Raw genomic sequence first — 11,609 nt, forward strand, 5'->3', positions numbered from 1 at the left:
CAACCATCAGTTAACAAAAAAATAAAAATACAGGCCAATTGTATGTAGTGTAATTGAACTCGATTTTAGGACAAAAACTAAAAAACGCGGCGGAAACGTCCGTATACGTTTGACAATCTCAGGATCGAAAAGGGGATCTCGTAGCTTTTTTGATAAGCAAAGACGAGGGCTTCACACGCGATTTTGGAAGCGCCATAGGGGCTTTCGCAGTATTCAATTTGAACGGAGTCCTCTTTGGTTGAGCTATGGTTTCCATAGACATCTTTCGACGATGCAAAAATAAAGGCACAACCGGGAATTTGGCGAGCGAGCTCCAGCATATTGAATGTAGCTTCAATATTATCTCTGGCCAGGGTAGGGTTCTTCACGGAATGGGGTACCCGGGCATTTGCTCCCAGGTGAATGATCGCGTCACAGTCCTTGGATAGTTGGCTAAAAACCTGTTCCCTCTCTCGCATGTCTACAAGCAGGGTGTGCTTTTGTACTTCTGCGCTATGATGGTTTTGTTTCAGGTCGACACCGATTACCGAATAACCTCTTTCCAGCAATGCAGAACAAACAGCTGTACCCACTGTTCCACTGCTCCCAGTAACCAGTATTTTTTTCATGCTGTTTGTCGCAAGGGGTTTAGAACGGGGCCTTTCATTAACCCGTCGAAAATGGATGTGTATTGGTTCGTAACCATCTCAATGCTGTATTTCGATAAGGCGTATTCACGGGCGGCCCGTCCAATCCGTTCCCGCAGTTGTACATCTTCAATTAACAATTTCAGGTAGTGAAACCATTCTTCGTCTGTGTAGGCGTAGAAACCCGTTTTACCGTGTTCCATGACTGTTTTATCAGAGCCGGATGGAGTGCAGATCACGGGCAATCCACCACTCATATAAGTGATCAGCTTTGTGGGAGGTTTCTTTTGCTGTCGTCTATCGTCCATTGGCTTAATCAATGCACCGATATCGCACTCCAGCATGCGACTTCGCCAGGTTTTGATATTCCAGGCTCTATACTTCACATTCCCATCGTCCCGCTCGGGAATATTCGAGTTTATCAACATTTCGATTTTCACCGAAGTATGTTGGGCCACTTCTTTTACGATGCGAATTAAGCGATCCAGTGTATACAAATTGTCCGCGAATCCGTCCCAAAATATCTTCACCATCGAAGACTCAGAATAATCTTGCTTGTGACGGTCATCAATAATGGGCGGAGAAATTGAGCGAAATTTATGGGCATATTGGGAAAGGTTTTCACCCTGAAGAGGGTTGAGAAGAAGAAGAGCGTCTAGCGAATCCAGAAACCAGGTAGTTGTTTCGTAATTTAATTCGCAGCTGGATGGATTATCACTGATGTTAAATAGAATCTTTTTCCCTGCCTGTTTCAACTTCACGATTTCTGGTTCGGTTATGAATTCGATATGTTTCAGCATGACGATGATATCGAATCGGGAAAGCGATTCGCAGGGAAAAAAGATGTCGGCTACATACCGATCACTATATTTATTTATTCCATTTACGATGGGATCAATATGCCATTTCCGATTTGTCAAAGTCGTCTCGTCCGTATGCAAATGACCGAACCCCACCTTTATTTTCTTGGTGAACAAATTGCGCCACTTCAACTCAAGCCACCACCTTAAGTGGACTTTTTTAAACGGCCGGAATTTCCACAATAATCGGTCAAATGTTGAAGCGTTCATTATTATTCTGTCTCACTCCTTTTCACGGCAGTATCTGAAGTATCGGTTTTGTAATTCGAAAAGGGAGGGTGGATGCTTGCTACCTTTCTCCGCGGCAAAGAGTGGATGAAATACGATCACTTTATGAAATGGTTGATTGGAATGGAATAGGTGAAGTATTGATGCTTCCTTCTATACTTCGGTTGACAGGTTGAATAAGGGCCAATGTCAGGTCGATTGGGTAAGGATTTCTAATGGAATGATTACAATTGCTAAAAGAAACATTTTTTTCACCGATGCATTTTAGTGGGAAAACTAAAATCGTCCAACTTTTCCTTAACCCCGGGGAACGGGTTATCACCTATGGATCAACAACCAGCTCTAGGGACAAAAGGACTCTTCCTTTGATTATTTGAGACAATAACTGAATCCGGAACCCATGCGCTTCGAGCTTAGGACTCTCGATAATAGTTCTATTGCAACGAGTTATAACTTCTAAGAATCTTTTATTGAATTGGAACCTCCTTTGCTTGTGTATTATCATACAGAAAACCAACCTGAATTAATATGACCTTTTCATCTCAATTTGCATTTATTATTTTGCCGGGAGGAACCGGCATCCTCCTTTTCATAGCCGCCTTTGCATTCGCGATGTGGGCGCAGATGAAAGTTAAATCTGCCTATAACAAATATTCCAAAATTCCATCTCGCGGAGGCATAACCGGTTATGAGGCTGCGGAGGCTGTCATGCGCAAGGCGGGTATTACCAATGTCGAGATTGTCCGTGTTCCCGGTGTGCTTACTGACCACTACGATCCGGTCAACAGAAGGTTGGCTCTGAGTGATCACAACTACCATGGCTCAAGCCTTGCGGCAATAGGTGTGGCTGCTCATGAAGCGGGTCACGCTATCCAGCACAAGGTGGGGTACTCCATGATGACCGTTCGCCAAACGATGGCACCGGTGGTAAACATCGCCGCCAGTTTTTTGCCAATCATAATGATCGGTGGATTGTTCCTCAGGCTCTTACCTTGGGGATTGGCGATCGACATAGGTATCATCATTTATGCGCTTCTAACCCTGTTCCATTTGGTAACCTTACCCGTCGAATTTGACGCAACTGCCCGTGCCAAACGCGAGCTGGATCGCTTGGGCATTATTTATGCAGATGAAGCTCCTGGAGTTGCTGCGACATTAAGCGCCGCCGGATTGACTTATGTTGCCGCGTTTGCCGGGTCCTTATTGAATTTAATCTATTTGATTGCACTACGTGGAAGGGACTAGTTCCCCACCTCAAGTCTAGTACTTTTCCCAGCCACAGCCTCGGTGTCCGAAATCTGCCAACTCGGGATAAACAATCTCTGCGAGGATTTCTGCAGATTCAACAATCCTGGGTCCTGGGCGGTTGAAGAATTGATTTCCATCGGTAATATACAGTTCACCGGTTTGAACAGCTCTCAGTGATTGCCAGGTAGCATCCTGAAGGGCCTGATCCATTTCAGATCTGGTTTTATCAATATCCCAACCACAGGGCAACACTATGATTTTATCGGGATCGACCTCTACTAATCTGAGGTCAGTCATTATCAACGTGGCTTTCGGATCGAAATAAATGCCAACGTTCTTCTACCGCGCCGGAGCGATGAATTTCCTGACGTGCCAGTTTAAACAACAGGTCGGAGAGGCGATTGATAAATTGGAGGATACTGGGATGAATGGGATCACTTGCATTAAGCTCAGCCAGGTTTCTTTCAGCCCGACGGACGATGGTTCTGACTACGTGGCAAAGGGCAGAAATTTCAGTTCCCCCTGGAAGTAGGAAGTGCTCGGTAACGCTGTCGAGTGATTTTTCTATCTCCCCCATCCAATCCTCCATACGCTCTGAGGCTTTTTCGGGTAAGGGTACCGAGGGAGGTTTCTGTGAACTGGTCGGAGTAGCCACATGACTCATGAGATTCATCATGTCCGTTTGAATCTGCCTAAGTGGATTGTGCCAATCGTGGTCGTTGGGAAGTTTGGTTCGAAGCAATCCTAAGAAGCTGTTCGCTTCATCCAAATCTCCCAAACAATGGATGCGTATGTTGCTCTTGGATACCCTTACTCCGCCCGCTATCCCGGTTGTTCCTTTGTCGCCTGTGCGTGTTGAAATATTACCTTTCATGCTTTCTTATTCTTTAGGAGTTAAGTCCTTCAATCCACTGGGTCAGATTTTCCAGCGATTCGAAATTTGTCTGATTGTTTTCCCGGGAAACTTTCCAAACCGCTGAAGATCCGGTTTTATCAATTGCTATCGAAAATGCACTTTCACGCCCTGCTGTTGCGATACCAAAACCCAGTCGACCTAAGGTTCGCGTGGTCCAAAGTAATTCGGGCCCGTTTCCTTCCAACCTTACAAATTGGCAAGGGTCCTCGTGCATGTGGAAAGATCCTTGATTCAAGTCCCACTCCAGCTCGCTGCTTCCGAATACTTCAGCCATGCGCCCATTGAGTGCCAGGCTTTCCGGTGTCCCTTTTGTGATGTCTCCTGATTCAGAAAACAGCCACAGTTCATCTGCGCATCTTAGGGCAAGGTCCAGGTCATGGGTGGATTGAAGAATGGCCATCTGTTGTTGATGCGCCAGGCTTCGTAAGGTTCGCATGAGTTCAACCCGTCTGAGAATGTCCAGGTAGGCGGTGGGCTCGTCGAGCAGCATGAGCGGCGCCTCCTGGGCCAGCGCCCGTGCAACCATCACTTTCTGTTTCTCACCATCACTTAGTTCTGAAAATTGACGCGAAGCCAGCTTTTCGGCTCTCACTTCATTGATCGCCCAATCAATCTTCTCCCGATCTTCACTCGTTAAATGTCCATTCCAGTTGGTGTGAGGATGTCGCCCGAGGGCTACCATGGAATAGGCACTGAATATACCCGGTGGCATGGCTTGAGTTAGTACAAGGCTTATCGTTTTGGCTCTTGTGCGTGGTGCAATTTTCTCGATTGGCGATCCTGACAGTCGAACCTCACCTTTCAAGGCGGGCTGAATGCCGGCGAGGGTGCGAATCAAGGTGGATTTCCCTGCTCCATTGGGACCGAGAAGACAAATGAACTTGCCTCGGTTTAGAGAGAGATTGAGCCCCTTTGCCACGATACTATTGCCACCCTTTCGGCTTTCATACCCGATCGATAATCCGAATGTTTCTAGAATGGGCATCGTCCCGTAACTCATTTGCCGAACAAGTTCTGGAGGTTTCGTTGCTTAACCAACGCTATAATGATGACCGGAGCTCCGAAGAGCGCTGTAATCGCATTCAACGGTAGGACCGTATCAAATCCAGGCGCTTTGGCGATCAGGTCAGCCGCCAAAGCGAGGCACGCTCCCATGATCAAGGTCGAAGGAATCAGCAATCGATGTTGGGAGGTTTGAAAGAGAAAGCGACAGAGATGGGGTGCCGCAATTCCCAGAAATCCGATGGGCCCGCAAAAGCCGGTAACAGTGCCTGCTAGAACGGATGCAACCGCCAGACTTAAATAACGGATTCTCTTTACGTTCGTCCCCAAACTCTGTGCGTATTCCTCTCCCAGCAACAGGGCATCCAGGGGTTTTGAAATGAAGAGGCACAGCCCGCCACCGATTATTAATAGAGGCATGAAAACCGGCATCTGGCTCCAGGTGACATTCCCGAATTGCCCGAACGACCAGGTCAAAAACGATTGCAGTTTCTCTGGCATGCTAAAGAACATCAGAATACTGACCACAGCCCCAACGGCATAACTGATCATGAGGCCAAGAATGAGAAGTGACATGACATCCATTCGTCGTGCCAAAAGTAGAATAATTAATAGAACCGCCCCTGAACCCATCGTAGATGCGACGACAACAAGAACGTGACCGGATAGACCCAGGTTTTCTGTCAATGCCACTCCCGCGGGTGCCACTGCGAGCAACACGATTCCCACACCAAGGCTGGCGCCGGAGCTCACGCCGAGCACGAAGGGATCCGCAAGGGGATTTCGAAAAATAGTTTGCATCAACAATCCGGATACAGCCAGCGCCGCACCCGCTAGCAGAGCAGTCAACGCCTGAGGTAAACGAAAATCCAAAACAATCTGACTGATAATCGGATCAACGGATTCGCTCCCGGTAAGTGCCCCCCAAATATCTTTCACAGAAAAAAGCACCGACCCCAATGACACGTTTGCGACAAACAGAGCAAGTAACAGTAACCCGAGTCCGCTGAATACTATCAGTGGAGTTCGTTGGGGTGATGCTTGAGTCAGGTAAGGCATTTTTATTTAACCACAGAAAGCTTAGAGCAGCAAAGCCGCAACCAAAGTTTAACCTAACCACAGATTGCTCAGATAGGTACAGTTTTTGTAAGGATTCCTTAACCACGAATGGACACGAATTGACACGAAATTCCATTCAATATATTGCCTTTTTTCAGTTCTACTATTCGTGTTCATTAGTGTCGATTCGTGGTTGATATTTTCTTCTCAAAGGGAGTCTGCTTCCAGTTTTTCGCGTAGTTCAGTGCTTTTCGTAGTTTAACCATTTTTCTTCGAACTTATTTCAATTGCTCGTAATAGATAAACTCATGCTCAGGTAATAGTTCGGGATGAAAGATCTTGATGAGGTCTGCCAGGACTTCATCGGGATGATTGATACCGCGTTCCCACATGTCGTTGCCGCCGTTTTTATTAACACGCTTAATGTTGTTGAATACCTGGGCTTCACGAAATGCGCGAAAGGCGGTGAAGCGTTCATCGTGGCCGAGGAGAGCATCGAGTGTTTCGTAACTTCCAGGATTAATCCAGATATCTGCATTGGCAGCTTTTATGAGGATAACTTCAAAATCCAGCGGAACTCCCCCCAATGAGGAATCGTCTGCCCAGAGGTAGCTTGCTCCTGCGTCGTTAAACGCACGGGAGTTGTAGCTCTGTCCACCAGGTAAATGCCAGACGCCGGCAAAGGGTGCATTGGCAAAGACAGTCGGTCTGTTTACTACCTTGCTTGTGAGCTCTTTAAGCTTCTCATAACGGTCCGCAATATCCGCAAAAATAATTTCTGCTTGTGCCTCCTTATTTACAAACGAGGCGATTGCCTTTATCCACTCAGATCGAGCGAGCGGGTCCGCCTCCATGTAACCGGAAGTGAGAACAACCGGTAGATTTGCGCGTTCCAATTTGGGATGTGTATCGTAAAGCGATTCGCCTGTCGAAAAACTGAGGATGAGGTCAGGTCTTAGCAGAAGTATGGATTCCAGATCCAGACTTGCCCCGCTTTGTATGGCCTGTACCTTTCCGCTATCAACCAATCCTTGTAGAAAGGGATCATTCGATAGTTCCAAGTGAGCCGCTCCGACTAATTGATCATACATGTCCAAGGATTGGATCGGCCCGAGATAGACCGTTGCCATGATAATAATCCGTTCTACCGGTGTGCGAATAACCCGAGCTCCCTTAGGAAGTTCTGGAACCGGCCGCCCCTTGTCGACAAGGGCATAGGAGTAGCGGGTATCGCCCGATCCTCGCCAGGGATTTTTAATGTGGAGTAGTCTGTGGGTTTCGAAGGTTTCGATCTCAAAGTTTTCTGCGTACTTATTATATGAATATAGCAAGACCGTGCTCCCCGCAAAGAGGATCACGATCCAAAATTGTATAAACGATCTTAGAATACCTATCATCAAAAGTTGAACCTGACTCCACCGTATATAGAAAATCCTGCCGTTTGAAAGCCTTCCACTTCTTCGTAGTCTTCATCAAACAGATTATCGATGCGAGCCCAGAGCTGTGTGCTCTCAGTGAGGTCATAACGACCGGCAAGATTAAACACGATGTAGCCATCCTGCTTTTCTGTTGAAAACCGGGTACTGTATTGGCTGCTAACTAAAAGTGCTGTTGTGCTCAGGTTCAGTTTATCCACCGGTTGGAAATCATATCCCATCGATACAATACTGCGTGGGACCCTTTCCGCTTCCTGTCCGTCTCCGTAATTGGCGTCGCTGTAGGTATAAGCCAAGGTTGCTGTCGCATTGTTGCGAACTTGAAAGCGAAGCGCATTTTCAATGCCCTTACTTTCATAAAAATCCTCGTTCGCATAGGTGAAGGAGTTGAAACTGAATATGATTTTATCCTTCACGTCGTTGCCGAAGAGCGTGGTGCTAAAATAAACCTTCCCGTCGACGAGTGCTTGTTCGTAGGCCAGGTCCCAGCCTTCTCCTGATTCCGGCTTTAACCCAGGATCGCCGAAGCTGGAGAATAACTGGAAGAAGGAGGGTGCTTGAAAGGATGTGCCGTAGGATCCTCTTATGCGTCCGCGCAATTCCTTTAGCTGATAACTAAACGTCGTTCGCCAAGTGTTTTCTTCTCCGTAAACGCTGTTGTCGTCGTGTCGACCACCCAGGGTCCAGTCGAGCACTTCGGTCGCTGCGATGATATTCTCCAGAAAGATGGAGCCGTTGGTCCGGTTACCGTCCCCGGAGTCATTGTATTCTTCCTCGTATTCCAATCCTCCAACCAACGTCCAGTTGGATGTCGCACGGAACGTGTTTTTCCAATCATAGGTATAGCGCTTTCCGTCATTGGGAAAGCGGCCTCCGATGACACTGGCAGACTCTGCGTTGTTAAAGGCGATCCCTGCAGAGCTATCCCACGTTTCATTCAATTGAAACTCACCTCCTACACGCGAGAAGAACTGGGTCGTCTCGGAGAAGTTGACGAACTCGGGTGCCCCAAACAGTGAATTGGGATCGCCTGGATCAAACTCCGACAAAGTATCAAACCAATAGGCCATAAAGTTAATCGAGGTGGATTCGTCGATCTCGTAGTCCAACTTCATGGACGCCTGTGTGTTTTCATATCGATCAGCATCCGCCCATTCAGGACCGAAGCTCGGATCCTGAACCGAGAATTGGTGCTCGTAGTGACTCAGATTAAACGCCCAGCTTAATTTTCCTTCCGATCCACGAGTGTTCAGGTTCCCGTTGATGGTGTCGTGAGCGCCGTAACTGAGACCTAGTTGGCTGCCGGGATTCGTTTTACCGTCTGCCGTTTGAATGCTTATGACACCGGCGAGTGCATTCGCACCATAGAGCGAACTTTGCGGGCCTTTTAAAATCTCAACACGCGTGACGTTGTCACCAAACAGACTTCCAAAGTTGACGATCTGTCCGGTAGCTGGATTGTCTACCTCAACTCCATTAATGAGAACCGTAGGGGTATTGGCGTTTAGTCCCCGTGTGGTGATGCCAAAGGCGCCGCCGGGACTTCCGTTGTTGCGTAGGTAAAACCCCGGTACGTAGCGTAGGCTATCCAAGAGGAAGGATTGTTCGGATTTGGTTATATCGTAGTTATCGAGTATTTCGACGGAGCTTCCGATTTGGTTGAGCCGGGCTTCTGATCTATTGGCCACAATGACCAATTCGTTCAGATCGTACACATCATTCTCTAATTTATCGTCCTGTGATCGCGCAGGAGATGCCAGAGAAAGGAGGGTCGCAACTACAGCGGCGAAACATCTGGTTTTATTTTTATTTAGTATTGCTGGTGTCATGTATGTTACTGCCAGACGCAGAAACAGGTTAAGTGACTCCAGCACTGAAATTTCAGTCGCTACTCAATTGAGTAGCCTTGGAAGCATCCACTTGTTTCTGCGACAAGCCTTGGTGCATTTTGCTTCCAGTGTTCGGACTTCAAGCTTGTGGCCTGTTACCGTAGCGCGACTGTCGCTGATTCTCACAGCGTTCCCTGGGTAAGCTATTATTGGATTATGTTATAGAACAAGCGTTGGTACAAGAACCGGATTCAGTCAGGGTGCAAGGACTTTGTTTCAACACAATTTATTCCTGACCAGTCGGCGTAGGGCGAAATACAGGGCCACGGTCAATCACACTTTGCAGGAGATTATCGTCCAGGCAGTCAGCGCGGGGATCAATGGGACGCGGCGATTGGCCATCATATTTCAAACGTGCGCGAACCTGCTCATTGAGAAAATAAGCTCCAGGCACCAACTCGGTTAGAATCCCGTAGGCAGCTTCATCGTTCGCGCGCAGCTCATTCATGAATTCCACCGGATTTCTACCCACTGCAGCTTTCAAAATAGCTTGGAGACCTTTAACTAGATCCGGGCGGCTTTCGATTACTGTGTCCAGGAGTTTATGGGCTACTCCTGCCTGGCTGGCCGATGGGAAACCATCACCGGCTGGGATCAACACATCGGCGAGCGCTGCTAGTAATTCGCGATCCTTACTTTCGAAACTCATGACGGTACGTGTTGGTGGTGACGTTGTTCAACGAGGTGTTCAGCACAGCGCAAAGCCATCGCCGCAATGGTGGCCGTCGGATTCATGCCGCTCGATGTGGGCCAGGTGCTGCCGTCGAAAATAAAGAGGTTGGGGATATCGTGGCACCGGCCCCAGGGATCGACGACAGAGTTGCCTGGGTCACTGCCCATTTTCGCAGTGCCGAGCAGGTGCCAACCGGTCTCCCTTATTAAAGGTGCAACCACTGTTTCGCTGGCTCCGGCGGCTTCGAGCGATTCCTTGGCCCGTTTCAAATGAAACTGCATCAAACGTTCGGAGTTTTCCGACATGCGGTATATGATTTTCGGAGCCGGTATCCCGTCGCTATCCGTCAAGACCGGATCCAGAACGACGCGGTTCTCCTCTTCCGGCAAGTCTTCTGCTATAATGCCCCACATAGCGGAATGGTTCAGGCGGTGTTGGAGATCCCGATGAAAAGAATCACCCCAGATGGAGTTCTCGGCTCCCCACGGGTAAGCGCGTGTCATCGAGAGTGGCCCGCCGGTGGGTTGGAGTCCCCACTTTGCCCCTCGAACGAATCCACGATCAGCGTCAGTTTCGTAAAATTCGAGGGAGTGCAGGTTTTGTCCCCAGAATCCGTGCGAGCTTCCCAAGTCCTCCTCGAACAAACCAACCACCGTTCCAAATGGGTGCATCATTAACCGCCGCCCCACCAAACCCGATGAGTTTGCGAGGCCGTCTGGGAATTTTGAATTTGCCGATAGTTGCAGCAGACGTGGTGTTCCAATTCCGTTGGCACATACGACGGTTACTCCCGCCTTTTGAAAAAACGCTTTCCCCTCCCGGTCCACATAATGCGCGCCGGTTACCAGGCCATTGCTATTGGTTTCCAGTCGTTTAACTCGCGCGCCCGTGATGAGGCGCACACCGAGTTTCTCATTTTGTGGCCAATGGGTAATGTCTACCGTCGATTTTGCGCCTTCAACACAACCCCACATGCAAGTCGCGCGTTGGGTACATGCATTAAGTGGTCCATAGGGACGCGTGGCGATTGCATTGGGTGCGGGCCACCAATGCCAGCCGAGACGGTTATGTGCCTGCGCGACCCGTTTGCCCATTGGACCCAAAGGAGCTGGCGGTAGTGGCGGTCCCTTGCCCGGTGGAAACGCTGTGTCTCCTTCGAGGCCGGATATCCCAAAATCCACTTCAACTCGTTCATAAAATGGCTGTAGCTCTTCGTAAGTTAGCGGCCAGTCATCGGCAATTCCATCGAGAGATCGAACCCGAAAATCGGAGGGCATGTTGCGTTGCCAATGGGCTGCGTAGATAACCGTCCCCCCACCGACAGCGTTATAAAGCACGGCCGATATGTCCGAGTCGGAATCATCAATGGGATAGTCAGCCGGTGCCTGACGACGGTTTGGATTGGCCGACCAATAACTTCCCATGGTCAGTTCGAAATCCGCAGAATTCGCACGGGCTTTCGAGTAGTCCGGCCAATCTCCCTGTTCCAAAACCACGACACTCATTCCCGCTTCGGCAAACCTTTTGGCGGCAACAGCACCCGAAGGGCCAGCGCCAATAATTAACGCGTCCGGGGTAGTTTGAGAATGATTGTCCAAGTGATTGGGTGGGGTGAAGGCATAAGCTATTGCGGGCGACTACTCTCCGTCGAGAGCAATTCTATCATGAGGTG

General features: G+C 48.8%; 11 protein-coding genes and 1 riboswitch. Of the genes, 1 reads left to right on the plus strand and 10 read right to left on the minus strand.

The genetic code is table 11. From position 1 onward, the window contains the following. Positions 1-77 precede the first annotated feature (77 nt). Positions 78-608 (minus strand): NAD(P)-dependent oxidoreductase, encoded by a 531-nt coding sequence (locus O3C43_14270; protein MDA1067656.1) that lies wholly within the window; start codon positions 606-608, stop codon positions 78-80. Further along, positions 605-1,696 (minus strand): glycosyltransferase, encoded by a 1,092-nt coding sequence (locus tag O3C43_14275; GenBank protein MDA1067657.1) that lies wholly within the window; start codon positions 1,694-1,696, stop codon positions 605-607. Before O3C43_14275 ends, O3C43_14270 begins: the two co-directional genes overlap by 4 nt. Before the next feature lie 546 nt (positions 1,697-2,242). Between O3C43_14275 and O3C43_14280 the strand changes: the two genes are divergently transcribed. Then, on the plus strand, positions 2,243-2,959 hold the full coding sequence (locus O3C43_14280) for a zinc metallopeptidase (GenBank protein ID MDA1067658.1): 717 nt from the start codon (positions 2,243-2,245) through the stop codon (positions 2,957-2,959). Between the two features lie 15 nt (positions 2,960-2,974). On the opposite strand, the gene O3C43_14285 is transcribed toward O3C43_14280, so the two are convergent. From O3C43_14285 to O3C43_14320, 8 genes are all read right to left on the minus strand, one after another. After that, entirely contained in the window at positions 2,975-3,259 is a 285-nt protein-coding gene (locus tag O3C43_14285; GenBank protein MDA1067659.1) for a hypothetical protein, read from the minus strand. Beyond that, positions 3,252-3,836: a cob(I)yrinic acid a,c-diamide adenosyltransferase gene (locus O3C43_14290; GenBank protein MDA1067660.1), complete on the minus strand. Its 585-nt coding sequence runs from the start codon at positions 3,834-3,836 to the stop codon at positions 3,252-3,254. Before O3C43_14290 ends, O3C43_14285 begins: the two co-directional genes overlap by 8 nt. A 13-nt stretch (positions 3,837-3,849) precedes the next feature. After that, positions 3,850-4,863 (minus strand): ABC transporter ATP-binding protein, encoded by a 1,014-nt coding sequence (locus tag O3C43_14295; GenBank protein MDA1067661.1) that lies wholly within the window; start codon positions 4,861-4,863, stop codon positions 3,850-3,852. An 11-nt stretch (positions 4,864-4,874) separates the two neighbouring features. Then, positions 4,875-5,939: an iron ABC transporter permease gene (locus tag O3C43_14300; GenBank protein MDA1067662.1), complete on the minus strand. Its 1,065-nt coding sequence runs from the start codon at positions 5,937-5,939 to the stop codon at positions 4,875-4,877. A gap of 278 nt (positions 5,940-6,217) precedes the next feature. After that, a complete protein-coding gene (locus O3C43_14305) occupies positions 6,218-7,297 on the minus strand; it encodes an ABC transporter substrate-binding protein (protein ID MDA1067663.1) in 1,080 nt (359 codons plus the stop codon). A gap of 38 nt (positions 7,298-7,335) precedes the next feature. After that, positions 7,336-9,204 (minus strand): TonB-dependent receptor, encoded by a 1,869-nt coding sequence (locus O3C43_14310; GenBank protein ID MDA1067664.1) that lies wholly within the window; start codon positions 9,202-9,204, stop codon positions 7,336-7,338. 80 nt (positions 9,205-9,284) lie between these two features. After that, positions 9,285-9,420, minus strand: a riboswitch (adenosylcobalamin (AdoCbl) riboswitch). A 70-nt stretch (positions 9,421-9,490) separates the two neighbouring features. After that, positions 9,491-9,913, minus strand: a complete 423-nt coding sequence (locus tag O3C43_14315; protein ID MDA1067665.1) for a hypothetical protein — start codon at positions 9,911-9,913, stop codon at positions 9,491-9,493. Beyond that, positions 9,910-11,535: a GMC family oxidoreductase gene (locus O3C43_14320; GenBank protein ID MDA1067666.1), complete on the minus strand. Its 1,626-nt coding sequence runs from the start codon at positions 11,533-11,535 to the stop codon at positions 9,910-9,912. The genes O3C43_14315 and O3C43_14320 overlap by 4 nt, the downstream gene beginning before the upstream one ends. Positions 11,536-11,609: the final 74 nt, after the last annotated feature.

It is taken from the genome of Verrucomicrobiota bacterium (assembly GCA_027622555.1).
Taxonomy (GTDB): Bacteria; Verrucomicrobiota; Verrucomicrobiia; order Opitutales; family UBA2995; genus UBA2995.